Origin of the sequence: Promicromonospora sp. NPDC052451 (assembly GCF_044547525.1) — a bacterium.
Classification (GTDB): Bacteria; Actinomycetota; Actinomycetes; order Actinomycetales; family Cellulomonadaceae; genus Promicromonospora.
Genome location: NZ_JBIUAP010000001.1, coordinates 587,752 through 605,686 on the forward strand (window position 1 = coordinate 587,752; position 17,935 = coordinate 605,686).

Sequence of the window (17,935 nt, forward strand, 5' to 3'; positions counted from 1 at the left end):
GTCGGTCAGCCGAAGATGCCCTGACCGGGCGTCAGCACACGCCGCGGGTCGTAGCGGTCCTTGGCCTGGCGTACGAGAGGCCAGCGGTCACCGTAGTGGGCGCGCCAGTCGGCGGTGCTCAGGTGCAGGGCGTTCACCGGGTACTGCGTGCCGCCCGCGGCGCGGACGCGGGCGTACAGCGCGTCGTTGGCCGCGATGAGCCGCTCGGCCTCGGCGTCGTCGGGCGGGCTGACCGCGCGCAGCAGCGCCAGGAGGAAGAACACGGGACCCTCGGGGACCATCACCTGGGGCCGGGTGATCAGGGTGCGGTCGGTCGGGTACAGCAGCGCGACGCCGCCGGCGTCCGCCGGGGTGAGGGTGGTCAGGAGCTCGGTGACGATCTCGTCCGTGGCGGAGTCGGGCACGAGCAGGTTCAGCCACGGGCCGGGCAGCCGGAGCGCCTCGATCTGCTCCACGGTCTCGTAGATGCGGTTCAGCCACTCGAAGTAGGGCACGTCCACGACGTCGATGCCCGACGGCGTGAGGCCCGCCAGCAGCGCGTCGTCGTCGGGCGGCTCGGTCGTGAACCAGGCGCCGGCCTCCAGGACGAAGGCGAAGTCGTCGTCGTCCGTGGGGACGAACTGACCCTCCAGGTAGTCGAAACGGCCGTCGGCCAGGACGGTGCGCTGCGCCGCCGTCAGGTCCGTGACCTGCGGGTACGTCAGCGTGTAGACCCGCGCCGAGGTGGGGGCGAGCCGGAGCCCGACGGTCGCGCGGACGATGACGGCGAACTGCCCCAGCCCGCCCAGCACAGCCTCGAAGAGGTCACGTTCCGCGTCGGCCGAGCAGGTGACGAGGCGTCCGTCGCCCGTGACGACGTCGAGCTCCAGGGTGTTGTCGACCAGCAGCCCGAAGTGCTGCGAGGCGCCCCCGATGCCGCCGACGCTGAGCGTGCCGCCCACGGACAGGCCGAGGTAGTCGGTGCTGACGGGCGGCGCGACGCCCTCGGCCAGAGCGGTGCGCACGAGGTCGAGCCACTGCACGCCGGCGTCGACCACCGCGTGGTCGGGAGTGATCTCGTGGATGGTGGCGAGCGTGCGGGAGTCGATCACGACGCCGCCGTCGGCCTGTGCCTGGCCGTACGTCGAGTGGCCCTGGCCGCGGACCGCGACCGTGAGCCCGTGCTCGTTCGCGAAGCGGACGACGGTCACGACGTCGTCCACGGAGCCCGGTCGCAGCACGGCGCGGGGCAGCCGGTGGGCGAGGTGGCCGTAGTCGGTGGCCGCCTCGGTGAGCGACGCCTCGTCCGTGACGAGCTCACCGTCGAGGTGGGGGACCTGGATGGCCCCGGTGTTCTCGGGGAGCGTGGTGAGCCAGCGGGAGGTGGCCGGGTCGAAAGCGACGACGGCGGCGCCTGCCAGGAAGGTTCGGCGGTCGAGCTGTGCCATGGGTACCCCTCAGCGTCGTGTCGGGCGACCACGGTACCGGTAGGGGTGCTGAGGATGGTGCTCTTTCCGTGGATGTGATGTTCCGGTGATCCGTCATATCGTGGGCCCTTTTCCGGCTTAACCGGACAAACGCCCCTGGGATCACCCGGTCTGGCGGGTCAGGAGGCCGCCCGGCCGAGCAGCGAGAGCAGCGCGGTGGCCGCGCCGTCCTGGTCGATCGTGCCCGTGACCCGGTCGGCGGCGGCGCGGACCCGGTCGGGGGCGTGACCCATGGCGACCGAGGTCGTCGCCCACGCCAGCATCTCCAGGTCGTTCTCGCCGTCGCCCAGCGCCGCGGTCGCGTCGTCCTGGACCCCGAGAGCGGCGCGGACCTTCTCCAGGGCGCTCGCCTTCGACAGGGCCGGCGGGGTCACGTCCACCCAGTCGGGCCGCGTCGCGATGGCGGTCAGGCCCAGCTCGCGCAGGGCGGGGACCAGCGTGTGGACCTCCGGTGCGTGCAGGGCCAGGCGCGGCGTCGACTCCGCCCACAGGTCGAGGAGCGCGGGGACCTGGTGCTGCTCACCGTTGAGCTCACCCTCGGGGAACGGGTGGTTCACGCGGTAGCCGATGCCGACGATCTCGGTGGCGATCAGGATGCCGGGCACCGCTGCCACGGCGTGGCGCACCACGGTCTCCGGCTCGATGGCGTGCAGGTCCGTGACCTCGTAGTCGGTGCCGACCAGGTGGGCGGTGACCGCGCCGTTCGATGCGACGATCCAGGCGTCCGGCAGCCCGAGCTGCACCGCGACGGGCAGCGCCCCGACCAGCGAGCGTCCGGTGGCCAGCACGAGATGCTGCCCGGCTGCCAGGACCTGGGCGACGGCGGAGCGTACGGCGGCCGAGACGGGGTGTCCTGTGCGCAGCAGCGTGCCGTCGATGTCGCACGCGATCAGCGTCGGGCCGGCGAGGTCGAGGTGCTGTGCGCTCGGCCGCGGCGTCGCTGACGTCATGGGACAGGAGGGTAGTGGCACGGAGCCGGTGGCGGGGAACGGGTGCTCGCCGTGGCGCACGGGAGTCTCGCCGGACCTTTCTCGCCCCGCCTCGTGCCCGGCGGGGGATTTTCCGCGCCCCGGGCTGGGATCCGGCCGCCGGAGGCGTCATCATGGGCGCATGCTCTCCAGTGCAGGCAGGTCCGGTACGGACACCGCCGACGACCAGGTCGAGGACGGCGGGCGCGTGCCCGCCGACGACGGGGCCGGCCTCGGGCCGTTCGAAGGCCTGGAGCGCGAGATCCGCCTGCTGATCCGCCGGGCGCAGTCGTCCGGCGCGTCGATCGCCCGGCGCGTGCATCCGGAGCTCGACGCCAGTGCCTACCCGCTCCTGGCGCACATCGCCGAACGGCCGGGCACCCGCGGCTCGGACCTCGCGTCGTTCTTCGGCGTGGGGCGGGCCACCGTGTCCCGGCAGCTCAGCCGTCTGGTCGAGCTGGGTCTCGTCGAACGCACCGTGGACCCGGAGGACAGCCGCGGCCAGCTCATCACGCTGACGCCCGACGGCGCGGCCCGGTTCGACCGGGCGCGCGCCAGCCGTGTCGCCATGCTGGAGGGTGCGCTGGCCACCTGGGAGCCGGAGGAGGTCGCGCAGCTGGCCAGGCTCCTCGGCCGCTACTCGACGGACATCGTGGCCTGGAAGCAGAACGGGCACTGAGCCGGCGCGTGCGCCGTCAGTGCCCGCTCCGCGGTCAGTGCTCCTCGAACGTGAGGCTGACGGAGTTCATGCAGTAGCGGTCGCCCGTCGGCGTCTGCGGCGCGTCGTCGAAGACGTGGCCGAGGTGGGAGCCGCAGGTCGCGCAGCGCACCTCGGTGCGCACCATGCCGTGGGAGCGGTCCTCGATCAGCTCGACCGAGTCGCCCGCGAGCGGGCTGTAGAACGACGGCCAGCCGCAGTGCGAGTCGAACTTGGTGTCGGAGCGGAACAGCTCGGCGTCGCAGGCACGACACCGGTAGATGCCGGTGCGCTTCTCGTCGAGCAGCTCGCCCGTCCACGCCCGCTCCGTACCCGCCTGGCGCAGCACCGCGTACTCCTGACGCGAGAGCTGCTCGCGCCACTCCTGGTCGGACTTCGAAATCTTGTAGGTCATCTCGACACCTCCGCACAGAGCAACTGCCCGCCGGCCGCGGGTGTTCCAGTTCTTACGAAAGCGTCAGACCCTCAGGTCACCAGGGTGACCTGAGGGTCTGACACGCCGAGCGGGATCAGTTCGCGGCGGAGGCGTTCGGGTTGCCGGCACCGCGGCCGCGGCCGCCCCGGCGCCGACGGCGGCGAGGCGCGCCGTCCGCCCGCGCGGCCTGATCGCCGCCGCTGCCCGACGCCGGACGCGCGACGCCGCGCTGCCCGCCGGGCTGACCGCCGCCCTGGGCACGTGCCTGGCCCTGACGGCCGCCGCCGCCCTGACCGGTGCCCGCGCCGCCCTGTCGTCCCGACCGGGACCGGCCGCCGCCCTGCTTGGGGGCGCCCTGCCGGCCCTGCTGCTGCGGGGCCGGCGGCACGTACTCCACGTACGGCGCGACCTCGCCCACCAGGCCGCTCACGGTCGCGTCGCCGGGGGCGACGTCCTGCGGGCGGGCCGTGATCTTCGCGCGGCGGGTCAGGTCCCGTACGTCGCCGCGCTCCTCGGGCAGCATGATGGTGACGACGTCGCCGCCGGAGCCGGCGCGCGCCGTCCGCCCGGAGCGGTGCAGGTACGCCTTGTGCTCGGCGGGCGGGTCCACGTGCACCACGAGCTCGACGTCGTCCACGTGGATGCCGCGGGCGGCGATGTCCGTCGCGACCAGCACCTTCACGGCGCCCGACGAGAACGCGGCGAGGTTGCGCTCGCGCGCGCCCTGGCCGAGGTTGCCGTGCAGGTCCACGGCGGGCACGCCCGCGACGGTGAGCTGCTTGGCGAGCTTCTTGGCCTGGTGCTTGGTCCGCGTGAACAGCACGCGCCGGCCCGTGCCCTGCGCGAGCTGGTGCACCACGTCCTTCTTCGCCTCCTTGTCGGCGACGGCGAGGATGTGGTGCGTCATCTGCGGCGGCGGGGCAGCGGCCTCGTCCACGGAGTGCGTGACGGGCTGGTGCAGGTAGCGCTTGACCAGCACGTCCACGCCGTTGTCGAGCGTGGCGGAGAACAGCAGGCGCTGCGTACGGGCGCCGGTCCGGTCGAGGATGCGCTTCACGCCCGGGAGGAAGCCGAGGTCGGCCATGTGGTCGGCCTCGTCCAGCACGGTGATCTCGACGTCGTCGAGCGTCAGGTGCCGCTGGCCGAGCAGGTCCTCCAGGCGGCCGGGGCAGGCGATGACGATGTCGACGCCGGCGTTCAGGGCGGTGACCTGGCGCGACTGCGCCACGCCGCCGAAGATCGTGGTGGTCTTCAGGCCGAGGGCCTGCGCCAGCGGCGCGACCGTCTCGTCGATCTGGTTGGCGAGCTCGCGCGTGGGCGCGAGGACGAGGGCGCGGGGGCGGCCCGCGACCCGGCGAGGCTGCCCCGCCGCGGCGGCGCGGGCGCTCGACGTCGCGAGGCGCGTCACGACCGGCAGCGCGAAGGCGAGGGTCTTGCCGGAGCCGGTGCGGCCGCGGCCGAGCACGTCCCGCCCGGCGAGGGAGTCCGGCAGCGATGCCGTCTGGATGGGGAAAGGCGTGGTGATGCCGCGGTCCGTCAGGACGCTCACGACGGGAGCGGGCAGACCGAGGTCGGCAAAGGTGGTCAAAGGAGCTGGGCCTCTCGGGCTCGGTGGCGGCGCGACTCGCGCCGGTGGTCCGCCGTGCTCACACCGGGCGGCGGGTTCTCACCCGGGCCGGGGCCACGACGGCAGGCGGCTGGAGCCGCCCACGGCCACCCACTATCTCACGCCCCTGTGACACCCGGCTGCGGCGAACGTCACGTTCGGTGTGGTTCTATGTGCCGCATGATTCCCGCAGCGACCAGCACGGCCGGACCGTTCGCCGCCATCGGCGACGTGCTCGGCACCATCTGGACCAACGCGGTCACCCCGGTGGAGCCGCCGTCGAACGCGACGGTGCTCGCCATGTGCGCGATCGCGCTGGTCGTCGTCCTGTTCCGGCCCCTGTGGCACGTGACGCGGCACGTCATCACCATCGCCCACGAGGCCTCCCACGGCCTCGGTGCGCTGCTCACCGGGCGCAAGCTCGAGGGCATCCGCCTGCACTCCGACACCTCGGGCCTCACCGTCTCGCGGGGCAAGCCCCGGGGGCCGGGCATGGTCATCACGGCGTTCGCCGGTTACGTGGGGCCGGGCATCATCGGGCTCGGGGCCGCGTGGCTGCTGCGGCAGGGGTACGCCGTCGGGCTCCTGTGGCTGCTGGTGGTGCTCCTCGCGCTGCTGCTCCTGCAGATCCGCAACTGGTTCGGCCTGTGGTCGATCCTGGTCAGCGGCACAGCCCTCGTGTTCGTGACGTGGTTCCTGGAGCCGCCGGTGCAGAGCGCCGTGGCGTACGCCGTGACCTGGTTCCTGCTCCTGGGCGCGGTGCGCCCGGTGTTCGAGCTGCAGGTGCAGCGTTCGCGCGGGCACGCCCGCACGTCGGACGCCGACATGCTCGCCCGCCTGACCGGGGTGCCCGGCCTGTTCTGGGTCACGATGTTCCTGCTCGTCACGCTGGGTGCCCTGGTGCTGGGCGGTTCCTGGATCCTGGGCGTGGCGCTCTGACCCGTCCGGCAGTACCGCACGCACGACGAGGCCCCGGGGCCGCCAGGTACGGCGGGCCCGGGGCCTCGTCGGTGTGCGTGGCGCCGCGCGGGCGCCGGTGTGTCACGCCGAGGGCGTGAGCACGAAGCCCGGGCCCTCGGCACGGGGGTCGGTGTCCAGGGTCAGCGCCTCGAGAGCGGGCGCCGCCTGGGCCTCGACGAACACGTTGGTGGAACCGGAAGCGTCGACGACCTGGTCGTCGGGCTGCGGTGCCGGAACCAGCGCGAGCTCGAAGTTGCCCGGCTGTCCGGACGCCTGCGCGATGCGCAGCCCGCCCTCGACCGGCACACCCGCCTGCTGGGCGAGATCCTGGACGGCCGTACGAGCGTTGTCAGTCACGGTGAGCACGATGAGCTCCTCACATTGGTTCTCCGCGGACCCGTCCACCGAACCAAGCCCACTCCGTCACCGCAAGCGTGAGACGCGTTTCACCCGATATCTCCCGCTGGGTGAGACAGCGCGTGACAGCGGCCGGAAGAAGCCGTACGGTGCCCCGCTCGGCGGACCTCGACGAGGCTGCCGGGCCTGACCGGTAGGCTTGCTGATCGCGCCGCAGTGTGCGCGGGCCTCTAGCTCAACTGGCAGAGCAGCGGACTTTTAATCCGCGGGTTCCGGGTTCGATCCCCGGGGGGCCCACCGGAAAGGCCGACGGCCGCGGGCGACCCGGAAGGTCGCCCGCGGCCGTCGCCGCGAACCCGTCAGACCTCGGCGGTCTCGAGGTCCTTGAGCTGGTCGATGCCCGACCGGTGCCCCAGCGGCACCTCCTTGATCAGGGCCACGCAGACCAGCGCCACCACGGCGAGCGGGACGGCGGTCAGGAAGATGTCCGCGATGCCGTTCGCGTAGGCCTTCTCGACCACCTCGACCAGCAGCGGCGGGAGCGTCGAGAGGTCGGGCAGCGTGTCGCCGCCGGACTGGAAGGCGGACGGGTCGATGCCCTGCTTCGCGAGCTGCGGCGCGATCTCCGTGATGCCGTCCTCCAGGCCCGTCTTCACGCGGTGCCCCAGGACCGCGCCGAGCGCCGAGACACCGATCGCGCCACCGAGCGACCGGAAGAACGTCACGGTCGACGTGCCGGAGCCGGAGTCCTTGATGTGCAGGGTGTTCTGCGTGGCCAGCACCATGTTCTGCATCAGCATGCCCACGCCCGCCCCCAGGACGAACAGGTAGATCGAGACCAGCACGAACGAGGTGTGGTAGTCCAGCGTCGACAGGAGCAGCAGACCGCCCGTCAGGAGCACGCCACCGGCGACCATGTACGGCTTGTACCGGCCGGTCTTCGAGATCAGCTGGCCGCTGACCGTGGACGACAGGAACAGGCCGACCACCATCGGGATGGTGTAGAGGCCGGACTCCGTGGGCGTCTTGCCGCGGGAGAGCTGCATGTACTGGCTCAGGAACACCGAGGAGCCGAACATCGCGACACCCACCGCGACCGAGCCGATGACGGCGAGCACGAGCGTGCGGTTCTTGAACAGGTACATCGGGATCAGCGGGTTGGTGACCCGCAGCTCGACGAGCACCGCGATCGTGAGGACCACCAGGGAACCGCCGACCATCGCGGCCGTCTGCCACGAGAGCCAGTCGAACTCCGTGCCCGCGAAGGTGATCCAGAGCAGCAGCGTCGCGATGCCCACCGAGATGAGCGTGGCTCCGATGACGTCGATCCGGGCCGAGCCCTTCGGCCGCCTGGGCAGCTTGAGCGTCATCTGCAGCACGATGATCGAGGCGACGGCGAACGGCAGGCCGACGAAGAAGTTCCAGCGCCAGCTGATCGCGTCAGTGAGGAAGCCGCCGAGGATCGGCCCGCCGACCATGCCGACACCCATGATGGAGCCCATGAGGCCCATGTAGCGGCCGCGCTGGCGGGGGCTGATGATGTCCGCGATCAGCACGGCGGACAGCGACTGGAGGCCGCCGGCGCCGATGCCCTGGAAGGCGCGGAAGGTGATGAGCTGGCCGGCGTCCTGCGCGAAGCCGGCGGCGGCCGCGGACAGCACCGAGATGATCAGGGCGATCTGGATGAGCGTCTTGCGGTTCGTGAGGTCGGCGAGCTTGCCCCAGATCGGGGTGGAGATCGTCGAGGTCAGCAGGGTGGCCGTGACCACCCAGGTGAACGCGGACTGCCCGCCGCCCAGGTCGGTGATGATCTTCGGCAGGGACGACGACACGACGGACATCGCCAGCACCGAGACGAACATGCCGAGGAGGATCCCCGACAGCGCGCGGAGGACCTCGTTGTGCGTCATGGCGGGCGGTTCGCCCTGGAGGTGTTCGGGCTGGTCCGCGAGGGTCTCTGTGCTGGGGCTTGTCATGCATACTCCTGCTGGTTCTGGGGCGAGCGCCGGTGTGCGGTGTCCGCACTGATGGTGTCGACGAGGCGGTTCAGCGTGCGGGTCGCCTCGTCGAGGTCTTCGGGCGACCAGGCGGCGAATGCCCGGTCGATGAGGATCGCGTACTGCTCACGGGCCTCGGCGGCGAGCTCGCGCCCGGCGTCGGTCAGCTCGATGGTGCGGACGCGGCGGTCGTCGGCGTCGACCGTGCGGACGACGAAGCCGCCGTCGGCCAGGGTGCTCACCTGGCGGCTCGCGACGGAGATGTCGACGCGCAGGTGCGCCGCGACGTCGGTCAGGGAGACCGGGCCGCACTTGGAGAGCAGGTGCAGCACGGCGATGCCCGCCCTGGGCCAGTCGAGCTCGTGGGCGATGCGTGCCGCGGCCTCCCGTTGGGCGCGCGCCAGACTCTGGAGTGCGGTGACCAGGGCGACGGCGGGAGCTTCGGTGCCGGACGGCGTCCGGCTGGACAGGGAAGTCATCGTGTCTCGCATTTGATTGCTTAAGGCAACGATATCTCGATGGTTGCCAGATGCAAGGGTTTTCCGGGAACCGATTCGACGACGGGCGTGTGACGTGCGCGACACCGGCCGGGTACGACGACGGCGCCGCCCCCTGGGCAGGGGACGGCGCCGGGTGCGACGGGGGCGTGCGCGGTCAGGTGGTGGAGCGGCTCTGCTCGCCCATGTCCTCCAGCTCCATGCCCGTGGTCTCGGGCACCTTGGTGAGCACGAAGAAGAAGCTCAGCGCCGCGAAGACCGCGTACATGAGGTACGGCACCGCCGCGCCGAAGGCCGACAGCAGCGGCGGGAACGTCATCGTGATGGCGAAGTTCGCGATCCACTGCATGGCCGCGGCCACGCCGAGCGCGGCCGCGCGGATGCGGTTCGGGAACATCTCGCCCAGCAGCACCCACACGAGCGGGCCCCACGAGGCACCGAAGAAGACGACGAACGCGTTGGCGCAGATCAGGGCGATCACACCCCACGGCCCGCTGAGCGAGATGTCGCTCCCGGACCCGGTGGCCTGCGTGAAGGCGATCGCCATGAGGCCGAGCGACACGGTCATGCCGGCCGAGCCGATGAGGAGCAGCGGGCGGCGGCCCACCTTGTCGATGAGCGCGATGGCGATGAACGTGACGGCCACGTTCGTGACCGACGTGATGGTCGAGACCAGGAACGCCTGGCTCTCGTCGAAGCCGACGGCCTGCCACAGCGTGGTCGAGTAGTAGAAGATCACGTTGATGCCCACGAACTGCTGGAACACCGACAGCAGGATGCCGACCCACACGATCGGCTTGAGGCCGAGCGTGCCGCCGCGCAGGGACGACTGGGCGGCGTTGGCCTCGTCGACGGCGATGCTGTGGTGGATCTGCGCGAGGCGGTCGTCGGCGTCCTCGTCCGGGCCCAGCACGCTCGCCAGGACAGCGCGCGCCTCGTCGTCGCGGCCCCTGGCCGCGAGGTACCGGGGCGACTCCGGGATGCGCAGCGCCAGGATGCCGTAGACGGCGGCGGGGACCACGGCCACCAGGAACATCCAGCGCCACGCCTCCCACCCGAGCCAGAGCACGTTGGCGGCGCCGTCGGCCGACTCCGCCAGGATCTGGTCCGAGAGCAGCGCCGCGAAGATGCCGACGGTGATCGCGAGCTGCTGGAGCGAGCCCAGCCGGCCGCGCATCGAGGCGGGCGCGATCTCCGCGATGTACGCGGGGGCGATGACGGACGCGATACCGATGCCCACGCCCGCCATGAAGCGCCAGACCGCCAGGTCCCACGCGGAGAACGCGATGGCGGAAAGGATCGACGACACGAAGAACAGGACGGCACCGAGCACCATGACGTGGGTGCGGCCCCAGCGGTCGGCCAGCCGGCCGCCCGCCCAGGCGCCCAGCGCACAGCCGAGCAGGGCGATGGCGACGACGAACCCGGTGATCGACGGATCGAGGTCGAACTGCCCCTCGATGGCGTTCACCGCGCCGTTGATGACGGAGCTGTCGAAGCCGAACAAGAAACCGCCCACCGCTGCGGCGAAGGCGAGGGCCGTGGCCTTGCGGTGGGCTGATCTGGCGCCGGCGTCCGGGGCCGATGGGGTGGTGCTCATGCGTTCGATGCTAAGTCGCACCTGGTCGTGGTCGCGCGCGGAGCGGTGTGGCGATCATCGCGGTGACGTGCGCGACACCGGTCAGGTGAGCAGCGGCCACAACGCCCAGGTCGCGAGCGCGGCCACCAGGGCGGCGGCCGGGATGGTGAGCACCCAGGCGACGGCGATGTTCTTCGCCACGCCCCAGCGCACCGCGGACAGCCGGCGGGTCGCGCCCACGCCCATGATCGCGGAGGTGATCGTGTGCGTGGTCGACACCGGGGCGTGCAGCGCGAACGCGTTGACGTACAGCACCAGGGCCGACACGGACTCGGCGACGAACCCGCGCGCCGGGTCGAGCTCGATGATCTTGCGGCCCAGCGTGCGCATGATGCGCCAGCCGCCGGAGTAGGTGCCGGCGGAGATCGCCGCGGCCGCGGACAGCTTGACCCAGAGGGGGATGCCCTCGTCGGCGTTCGCCCAGCCCACCGTCAGCAGCGCGAGGTAGATGACACCCATCGTCTTCTGCGCGTCCTGCAGGCCGTGGCCCAGCGCCATCGCGGCGGCGGACGCCGTCTGCGCGATCCGGAACCGGCGGTGCGCCTTGGCCGGTGCCGCGTTGCGGAAGATCCACAGCACGCCGACCATCACGGCGAAGGCGAGGCCGAAGCCCACCACCGGCGAGATGATCATCGGCAGCACCACCTTGTCCACGATCGCGGACCAGTAGACGCTCATGCCGCCCGCGAGCCCGGCGCCGACGAGCCCGCCGATCAGGGCGTGCGTGGACGACGAGGGCAGCCCGAACCACCACGTGATCAGGTTCCACACGATGGCGCCGAGCAGTGCGCACAGCACGACGGCGAGCTCGGCGTGCGTGCCGGCCCCCGCGAGGTTGACGATCGACGTGGCGATGGTCTCCGCGACCTCGGTGCCCAGCAGGGCTCCCGTGAAGTTCATGACCGCGGCCATCAGCAGCGCGACACGGGGCGTCAGCGCCCGGGTCGACACCGACGTCGCGATCGCGTTGGCGGCGTCGTGGAAGCCGTTCGTGAAGTCGAAGCTCAGGGCGAGCGCGACCACGAGGACGACGAGGGCGACCTCCAACTCAGGTCTCCTTGAGGGCGATGGTCTCGACCATGTTCGCGACCTTCTCGAAGCTGTCGGCGGCGTTCTCCAGGACCTCGACGATCTCCTTCAGCTTCATGAGCTGGACGGGGTCGCTCGCGAGATCGTCGAAGAGCTGCGCGATGAGCTTGCGGTGCAGCTTGTCCGCCTGGTTCTCGAGGCGGTTGACCTCGACCCAGTAGTCGGCGAGCTTGTCCATCGAGCGCAGGCGGGGCATGGCCTCCGCCGTCAGCTCGGCGCACCGCTGGAGCACCTGGACCTGCTCGGAGACGCGGTCGGGCAGGGCGTCGACCTTGTACAGGACGATGAGGTCGGCGGCCTCGTCCATCTCGTCCATGCAGTCGTCCAGCGCGGACGCCAGGCCGGAGATGTCCTCCCGGTCGAACGGCGTCACGAAGGTCTGGTTGAGGCGCCGCATGATCGAGTGGGTGGCGTCGTCGGCGAGGTGCTCGACGTCGTGCATCTCGTCGGCGAGCTTCTCCCGGCCCGCCTTGTCCGCCCCCAGCAGCTCTGCCAGGAGCGAGGCCCCCCGGACCAGGTGCTGGGCCGAGGCGGCAAGAAGGTCGAAGTACGTGGTGTCGCGCGGAGTAAGGCGCACGAGGGCTCCCGTTCTGAGGGCTCTGGAACAGGCTCAGCGTATGGCTGTTGCCGACTATCGCCAATTTGCAAGGTCGCGCTTTGGTCACTCGTGACACATGGCACAGGCTGCGGGCGGCAACCGGCCGCGGTCGAGGACCGCTGGTCCGGAGGGGAAGGAGAGCGACGCCGAACCGGGAGCGCCTCTCGGCGCGGGGCCGCTCGTAGCGGCTTGAGGTGGAGCCCGGGGCTACCGCAGCCCGGCGTCGCCTGCACCATCCTAGTCCCGTGCGCGGATCTGCCAAGGGGGTCGGACGTCACACCACCCGCGAGGGGGTCCTACTCGAGGGACCCCGTCCGCCACAGGTCACCGGCGTGCTCCAGCTCCTCCGCGGTGCGCAGCAGGGAGCTCGCGCTCCGGGTCATCCGGGTGGCGCCGGTGGGGTCGGCGACCTCGCGGGAGTCGGCGTCGAAGGCCGCGCCGGTGGACAGGATGCGGCAGAACGCACCGGCGCGTTCGAGCGCGACGGCGAGGTCGCCGGTGAACACACCGGACAGGACGGCGTCGGCGAGGATCTGCAGGTCGCGTGGTTCCGGCGGGCTCGGGACGCCCGCGACCGCCTCCTGGACCGGGGCGGCCTCCACACCGAGCCGATACCTGAGCATGACGGTCTGCAGGTCGCGGCGCACCCACTCGCGCAGCACGTACAGGCGCCAGAGCGACCCGGGCAGGGAGACGGGGGCGGCGTCGGCCCAGAGGCCCGCGACCGTGTCCAGGCCCTCGTTCTCGACCAGGTGGATGAGCCGCTCGACGACCTGCGGGTCCTCGGTGGTCCGGGCGCGGTCCACGAGGGCGCGCGCGGTGGCGTGCGCGACCTCGTCACGCAGCGCGGGATCCACCTCCCCGGGGAGCGCCTCGGCGTCCCGCGGGTCCAGCATGGCCGGCCTTCTCGGCGGTCGTTGGTCGCTGCTCATGGTGTCCGATAGTGCGCCGAAATGGAACGTGTGTCCACCACCACCGTCACACCACCGTCACCACACCGGGGGGCTCACCTTCTCGGTGGCCACCACCCGGGCCCCGTCCGGCGTGTCGGCGACGTGCGCCACGAGCACCTCGCCCGGTTCGAGGAACGGGTCGGCCGACGGCAGGTCGTCGGCGACGGTGCGGGACGCGTGCTGGCCGAGCACGTCGAGCACCGTCGGCAGCACGGGACGGTGGGTGCAGATCACGGACGACTCCGTGGTCTCCGCCAGCAGGTCGCGCACCGTCGCCGCGACGCGGGACGGCGATCGCTCGTGCTGCGCCTCGGTGAGGTACTCGCTGTAGCTCGGCCGCAGCCCGGAGGCCCGCACGTACGGGTCGATGGTCGTGGCGCACCGCTCCCAGCGGGAGCTGATCACCTGCTCGACGCCGTAGGCGGCGAGCACCGGGACCAGCGCCGCGGCCTGGGCGTGCCCGACCGGGGTGAGCGGCCGGTCCCGTTCCGAGCCGTGCCACGAGGTGCGCGGCACGGCGCGCCCGTGCCGCGCGATGACGAGGGCACGGGTGCTCAGCACCCCCTCGGCGTCGGCCTTCGTCAGAGCGTCCAGCGGGCCGCGGTCCGACGCCCGGGTGAGGCGCTGCGCCGCATCGGCCACGCTCAGCCACTCGCTGCGGTCCACCTCGGTGCGGTCGACCGGGGCGACCGGGGCGCGCGCGGTGAGGGCGGCGCCGTCGTGCCCCTTCCGGGCGCGGCGGGACGCCCAGTAGTGCACGCGCTTCACGCGCCCGTCCGGCGTGAGGTACTGGAGCCCGGGCAGCGGGCGGCCGAGCACGATCTCCCGGCCGGTCTCCTCGCCGACCTCCCGGAGGGCGGCGCCCTGGAACGACTCGCCGGTCTCCAGCTTGCCCTTGGGCCACGACCAGTCGTCATAGCGGGGGCGGTGCACGAGCTGCACCTGGAGCTCTCCGCCGCGCCGCCGCCACACCAGCCCGCCCGCCGTCATCACGACGGGCGTGTGCGACCTGGCCGTCGTCGTCGGTTCGGTGCCCACGCTGGACCGGAGCCCGGTCACCGGACGGGCTCGAGCCGGCGGCGCTGCCGCTGGATCAGGACCGCCTGCAGGTCGCGCAGGGCGTTGCCGTCCGGACCGGTCGACGGGCGCTCCCACTGGCCGTCCGGCCGCAGGTGCCACGACGCCGTGGTGTCGGCCATGGACTCGTCCAGGAGGCCGAGCAGCTCGCCGATGTGCCCCGGGTCCGTGATCCGGATGAGCGTCTCGACGCGGCGGTCGAGGTTGCGGTGCATGAGGTCCGCCGAGCCGATGAACACCTCGGGGCCGGACGCCGCACCCTCGCCGAGGGCCGGGCCCGCGGAGTTCGCGAACGCGAAGATGCGCGAGTGCTCCAGGAACCGGCCCAGGATCGACCGCACCCGGATGTTCTCGCTGAGCCCGGGCACGCCCACCTTCACGGCGCAGATGCCGCGCACCACGAGGTCCACCTGCACCCCGGCCTGGGAGGCGCGGTACAGGGCGTCGACCACCGTCTCGTCGACCACCGAGTTGATCTTCATCTTGACCCACGCCTCGTGGCCGGCGCGGGCGGCGGCGGCCTCGCGCTCGATGCGCTCCACCAGGCCCGACCGTACGGCGCGGGGGGCCACCAGCAGCCGGTGGAAGGTCGACTTGGGGGCGTACCCGGAGAGCTGGTTGAACAGCCGGGTCAGGTCCTGGCCCACGTCCGGGTCGCAGGTCAGCAGGCCGTGGTCCGTGTACAGGCGCGCCGTCTTGGGGTGGTAGTTGCCCGTGCCGACGTGGCAGTAGCGCAGCAGCGACCCGTCGGGCTCCTGGCGCACCACGAGCGACAGCTTGCAGTGGGTCTTGAGGCCCACGATGCCGTAGACCACGTGGACGCCCGCCTCCTCGAGCTTGCGCGCCCAGGAGATGTTGGCCTCCTCGTCGAACCGGGCCTTGATCTCCACGAGGGCCAGCACCTGCTTGCCTGCCTCGGCGGCGTCGATCAGCGCGTCCACGATCGGGGAGTCGCCCGACGTCCGGTACAGGGTCTGCTTGATCGCCAGCACGTCCGGGTCCGCGGCGGCCTGCTCCAGGAACGTCTGCACGCTGGTGGAGAAGCTGTCGTACGGGTGGTGCAGCAGGATGTCGCGGCGGCGGATGGCCGCGAACACGTCGGTCGGCTTGGCGCTCTCGACCTCGGCGAGATGGCGGTGCGTCGACGGGACGAACGGCGGGTAGTGCAGGGACGTCAGGTCGAGGTCCGCGATGAGGTTGAGGCCCGTGAGGTCGAGCAGGGCGGGCAGCTCGTAGACCTCCTCCTCCTTGACGCCCAGCTCGCGGACGATGAGGTCGCGGATGCGCGGGCTGATGTCCTTCGCGATCTCCAGGCGCACCGGCGGGCCGAACCGGCGCCGCAGCAGCTCCTTCTCCATGGCCTGGAGGAGGTTCTCGGCGTCGTCCTCCTCCACGTCCACGTCCTCGTTGCGGGTGACCCGGAACGTGTGGTTCTCGCGGACCTCCATCCCGGGGAACAGGTAGTCGAGGTGCTGGGAGATCACCTCTTCGAGCGGCACGAACGAGAGGGGGCCGCGCTGCGGGTCGGCCTTCTTGGTGCCGGGGCGGCGGGGCTTGCCCGACGCGTCCACCGCGATGAAGCGGGGCAGCAGCGGCGGCACCTTCACGCGGGCGAAGTGCTCCTTGCCCGTGGCCGGGTTCGCCACCACCACGGCGAGGTTCAGGCTGAGGCCGGAGATGTAGGGGAACGGGTGGGCCGGGTCCACCGCCAGCGGGGTGAGCACCGGGAAGATCTGCTTGCGGAAGAACTTGTGGAGGCGCTCCTGCTCCTTGGTGTCCAGCTCGCCCCAGTGCACGAGGGTGATGCCCTCACCCGCCAGCGCCGGCTGCACCTCGTCCTCGAACACCCGGGCGTGCCGCTCCATGAGCGCGTGCGCCTCCTCGGAGATGCGCGACAGGACGCGGCGCGGGCTGAGGCCCGACGCGCTGGTGACCGCGATGCCGGTCGCGATGCGGCGCTTCAGGCCCGCCACCCGCACCATGAAGAACTCGTCCAGGTTGGACGCGAAGATCGCCAGGAACCGGACGCGCTCCAGCAGGGGGATGCGCGGGTCCTCCGCGAGCTCCAGCACCCGCTGGTTGAACGCCAGCCAGCTCAGCTCCCGGTCGGCGAACCGGTCGACCGGCAGGGGCTCGCCGAGCTGCGGCTCCAGCAGGGAGGTGCCCTCCGGGCTCTCCGCGATGTGCTCCGCGATGTGCGCGGCCAGGCTCGGCTCGACCGAGCGCGGGTCCAGGATGTCCTCCACCGAGGCGCCGTCGGCCGGGCTGCGGCCCGGAACCGGGGCGGAGGAGCGCTGCGACCGGGCCGGGATCGCGGCGGCGACGCCACCGGCGGACTTCCCGTCCGAGGTCACGTCCGGCGCGGCAGAGCCCTTGGCGGACGTGACGTTGCCCGGCGCGTGGTCCGCGGGCGTGCCGTTCACGGGTTCGGCGGGTGTCGTGGGCGGGCTCTGCTTCATGAACCGACCGTTCTTGTCCCGGGTTCTGGTGGTGGCGTTCCCCGTGCTGTCCTTCATAGGGCACATGGTGTCACCGTTCGGTACACAGTGGGTGTCCCTCGTCCAGAGATCTCGTCACGCACGGGCATACTGCACGTGTACGGCGGCCCGGGCGAAGCCCGCCCGCTCGTACGTGGCGAGGGCCGGTGCGTTGTCGCCCTCCACGTAGAGCACGGCGCGCGTCGAGCCGGTCCGGGCGAGGTGCGCCAGCCCGACGGAGGTCATCAGCCGGCCGAGCCCCTCGCCCTGGTGGTCCGGGTCCACGCCCAGCACGTAGATCTCGCCGTCCCGCGCGCCGTCCGGCTCCTGCTTGGTCCACAGGAAGGCGGCCGGGTCGGCGGCCGGGTCGTCCAGGGGGACCAGCAGGAAGAACCCCTCCGGGTCGAACCACGGCTCCGCCTGGCGGGCGCGGAGATCGTCGAGGGTCATCCGACCCTGCTCCGGGTGGGTCGCGAAGGCGCGGGCGTTGACGCGGAGCCAGGGCTCGTCGTCCAGCCCCGGGCGGAACGTGCGCAGCTCGTAGCCGGCGGGTGCCTCGGGGAGGCCGGACGAGGCCGGGTCCGCGGGGTCGAGGGGGCGGGCGAGGAAGAGGAGCTCGCGCACCGGGCGCAGGCCGAGCGCCCGGGCGAACGCACGGGCCGGTTCGAGGTCGCCGTGCGCCCAGACCCGGAGCTGCTTGCCGTGCTGACCGGGCTCACCGGACCGGGAGGGGAGCGTGGCGTCGCGTTCCGCCGTCCGCAGGAGCACGCGGCCGCGGCCGTTCCGCCGGTGCTCCGGGTGCACCACGAGCTCGGCGCTCGCGGTCTGGCCCGACCGGTCGATCTGCACGTAGCCGATGGTGCTGCCGGCCGTGGTGTGCGCCACGACGTGGGTGATCCACTCCGCGTCGGTACCGAGGTTGAGCAGGGGCTGCTCGGACAGCGGGGCGACGCCGTCGTGCGCCTCCGCGGCGGCGGCCAGGTCCCGGACGGCCTGCTGGGCCTCCGCGTCGAGCGGGCCGATGTCGATGGGTGCGGCGATACGCATGCCCTCATCCTCCTGCATGAGCCGGGGTGGAACGGCAGCGGGGTGGGACGACGTCACCGCCGTCCCACCCC

At 72.1% G+C, this 17,935-nt stretch carries 16 protein-coding genes and 1 tRNA gene; 3 read left to right on the forward strand and 14 right to left on the reverse strand.

What is annotated here, in order from left to right:
* Positions 1 to 5: 5 nt before the first annotated feature.
* Together ACIG47_RS02545 and ACIG47_RS02550 are read right to left on the reverse strand one after the other, a co-directional pair.
* Positions 6 to 1,427: an FAD-binding protein gene (locus ACIG47_RS02545; protein ID WP_397429469.1), complete on the reverse strand. Its 1,422-nt coding sequence runs from the start codon at positions 1,425 to 1,427 to the stop codon at positions 6 to 8.
* A gap of 158 nt (positions 1,428 to 1,585) precedes the next feature.
* Positions 1,586 to 2,416, reverse strand: a complete 831-nt coding sequence (locus tag ACIG47_RS02550; RefSeq protein WP_397429470.1) for an HAD family hydrolase — start codon at positions 2,414 to 2,416, stop codon at positions 1,586 to 1,588.
* Positions 2,417 to 2,576: 160 nt separating this feature from the next.
* On the opposite strand from ACIG47_RS02550, the gene ACIG47_RS02555 reads away from it, so the two are divergent.
* The gene (locus tag ACIG47_RS02555; protein WP_397429471.1) at positions 2,577 to 3,113 is read left to right on the forward strand and encodes a MarR family winged helix-turn-helix transcriptional regulator; all 537 of its coding nucleotides are present in this window, start codon (positions 2,577 to 2,579) and stop codon (positions 3,111 to 3,113) included.
* Between the two features lie 34 nt (positions 3,114 to 3,147).
* On the opposite strand, the gene msrB is transcribed toward ACIG47_RS02555, so the two are convergent.
* Both msrB and ACIG47_RS02565 read right to left on the reverse strand, forming a co-directional pair.
* Positions 3,148 to 3,546, reverse strand: coding sequence for a peptide-methionine (R)-S-oxide reductase MsrB (msrB, locus tag ACIG47_RS02560; protein WP_397416577.1), 399 nt, complete (start codon positions 3,544 to 3,546; stop codon positions 3,148 to 3,150).
* Positions 3,547 to 3,661: 115 nt separating this feature from the next.
* Positions 3,662 to 5,116: a DEAD/DEAH box helicase gene (locus ACIG47_RS02565; RefSeq protein ID WP_397429472.1), complete on the reverse strand. Its 1,455-nt coding sequence runs from the start codon at positions 5,114 to 5,116 to the stop codon at positions 3,662 to 3,664.
* A gap of 228 nt (positions 5,117 to 5,344) precedes the next feature.
* Between ACIG47_RS02565 and ACIG47_RS02570 the strand changes: the two genes are divergently transcribed.
* Positions 5,345 to 6,112 carry a M50 family metallopeptidase gene (locus tag ACIG47_RS02570; protein WP_397429473.1) on the forward strand — a complete coding sequence of 256 codons (768 nt, stop codon included), beginning with the start codon at positions 5,345 to 5,347 and terminating at the stop codon, positions 6,110 to 6,112.
* A gap of 102 nt (positions 6,113 to 6,214) precedes the next feature.
* Here the strand turns inward: ACIG47_RS02570 and ACIG47_RS02575 are convergent, their stop codons facing one another.
* Entirely contained in the window at positions 6,215 to 6,499 is a 285-nt protein-coding gene (locus tag ACIG47_RS02575; protein ID WP_397416583.1) for an iron-sulfur cluster biosynthesis family protein, read from the reverse strand.
* 215 nt (positions 6,500 to 6,714) lie between these two features.
* Here ACIG47_RS02575 and ACIG47_RS02580 point away from each other — a divergent pair.
* A tRNA-Lys gene (locus ACIG47_RS02580) sits at positions 6,715 to 6,787 on the forward strand.
* A gap of 62 nt (positions 6,788 to 6,849) precedes the next feature.
* Here the strand turns inward: ACIG47_RS02580 and ACIG47_RS02585 are convergent.
* The 9 genes from ACIG47_RS02585 to mshD form a co-directional block, all read right to left on the reverse strand.
* A complete protein-coding gene (locus ACIG47_RS02585) occupies positions 6,850 to 8,466 on the reverse strand; it encodes an MDR family MFS transporter (RefSeq protein WP_397429474.1) in 1,617 nt (538 codons plus the stop codon).
* A complete protein-coding gene (locus tag ACIG47_RS02590) occupies positions 8,463 to 8,966 on the reverse strand; it encodes a MarR family winged helix-turn-helix transcriptional regulator (protein WP_397418044.1) in 504 nt (167 codons plus the stop codon). Before ACIG47_RS02590 ends, ACIG47_RS02585 begins: the two co-directional genes overlap by 4 nt.
* 175 nt (positions 8,967 to 9,141) lie before the next feature.
* Positions 9,142 to 10,584, reverse strand: coding sequence for a sugar porter family MFS transporter (locus ACIG47_RS02595; protein ID WP_397418047.1), 1,443 nt, complete (start codon positions 10,582 to 10,584; stop codon positions 9,142 to 9,144).
* Positions 10,585 to 10,665: 81 nt separating this feature from the next.
* The gene (locus tag ACIG47_RS02600) at positions 10,666 to 11,670 is read right to left on the reverse strand and encodes an anion permease (RefSeq protein WP_397418050.1); all 1,005 of its coding nucleotides are present in this window, start codon (positions 11,668 to 11,670) and stop codon (positions 10,666 to 10,668) included.
* A 1-nt stretch (position 11,671) separates the two neighbouring features.
* Entirely contained in the window at positions 11,672 to 12,289 is a 618-nt protein-coding gene (locus ACIG47_RS02605) for a DUF47 domain-containing protein (RefSeq protein ID WP_397418053.1), read from the reverse strand.
* Positions 12,290 to 12,606: 317 nt separating this feature from the next.
* A complete protein-coding gene (locus ACIG47_RS02610; RefSeq protein ID WP_397418056.1) occupies positions 12,607 to 13,206 on the reverse strand; it encodes a hypothetical protein in 600 nt (199 codons plus the stop codon).
* A 93-nt stretch (positions 13,207 to 13,299) separates the two neighbouring features.
* Entirely contained in the window at positions 13,300 to 14,253 is a 954-nt protein-coding gene (locus ACIG47_RS02615) for an NUDIX domain-containing protein (protein ID WP_397418185.1), read from the reverse strand.
* A 65-nt stretch (positions 14,254 to 14,318) separates the two neighbouring features.
* Positions 14,319 to 16,799 carry an RNA degradosome polyphosphate kinase gene (locus ACIG47_RS02620; protein ID WP_397429475.1) on the reverse strand — a complete coding sequence of 827 codons (2,481 nt, stop codon included), beginning with the start codon at positions 16,797 to 16,799 and terminating at the stop codon, positions 14,319 to 14,321.
* Positions 16,800 to 16,913: 114 nt separating this feature from the next.
* Entirely contained in the window at positions 16,914 to 17,864 is a 951-nt protein-coding gene (mshD, locus tag ACIG47_RS02625; protein ID WP_397429476.1) for a mycothiol synthase, read from the reverse strand.
* Positions 17,865 to 17,935: the final 71 nt, after the last annotated feature.

What these genes read in the sequence shown, in the direction of transcription:
- ACIG47_RS02545 (WP_397429469.1), bottom strand. Translation starts at nt 1,427, where the DNA reads ATGGCACAGCTCGACCGCCGAACCTTCCTGGCAGGCGCCGCCGTCGTC.
- ACIG47_RS02550 (WP_397429470.1), bottom strand. Translation starts at nt 2,416, where the DNA reads ATGACGTCAGCGACGCCGCGGCCGAGCGCACAGCACCTCGACCTCGCC.
- ACIG47_RS02555 (WP_397429471.1), top strand. Translation starts at nt 2,577, where the DNA reads ATGCTCTCCAGTGCAGGCAGGTCCGGTACGGACACCGCCGACGACCAG.
- msrB (WP_397416577.1), bottom strand. Translation starts at nt 3,546, where the DNA reads ATGACCTACAAGATTTCGAAGTCCGACCAGGAGTGGCGCGAGCAGCTC.
- ACIG47_RS02570 (WP_397429473.1), top strand. Translation starts at nt 5,345, where the DNA reads ATGTGCCGCATGATTCCCGCAGCGACCAGCACGGCCGGACCGTTCGCC.
- ACIG47_RS02585 (WP_397429474.1), bottom strand. Translation starts at nt 8,466, where the DNA reads ATGACAAGCCCCAGCACAGAGACCCTCGCGGACCAGCCCGAACACCTC.
- ACIG47_RS02590 (WP_397418044.1), bottom strand. Translation starts at nt 8,966, where the DNA reads ATGACTTCCCTGTCCAGCCGGACGCCGTCCGGCACCGAAGCTCCCGCC.
- ACIG47_RS02595 (WP_397418047.1), bottom strand. Translation starts at nt 10,584, where the DNA reads ATGAGCACCACCCCATCGGCCCCGGACGCCGGCGCCAGATCAGCCCAC.
- ACIG47_RS02610 (WP_397418056.1), bottom strand. Translation starts at nt 13,206, where the DNA reads ATGCTGGACCCGCGGGACGCCGAGGCGCTCCCCGGGGAGGTGGATCCC.
- ACIG47_RS02615 (WP_397418185.1), bottom strand. Translation starts at nt 14,253, where the DNA reads ATGACGGCGGGCGGGCTGGTGTGGCGGCGGCGCGGCGGAGAGCTCCAG.
- ACIG47_RS02620 (WP_397429475.1), bottom strand. Translation starts at nt 16,799, where the DNA reads ATGAAGCAGAGCCCGCCCACGACACCCGCCGAACCCGTGAACGGCACG.
- mshD (WP_397429476.1), bottom strand. Translation starts at nt 17,864, where the DNA reads ATGCGTATCGCCGCACCCATCGACATCGGCCCGCTCGACGCGGAGGCC.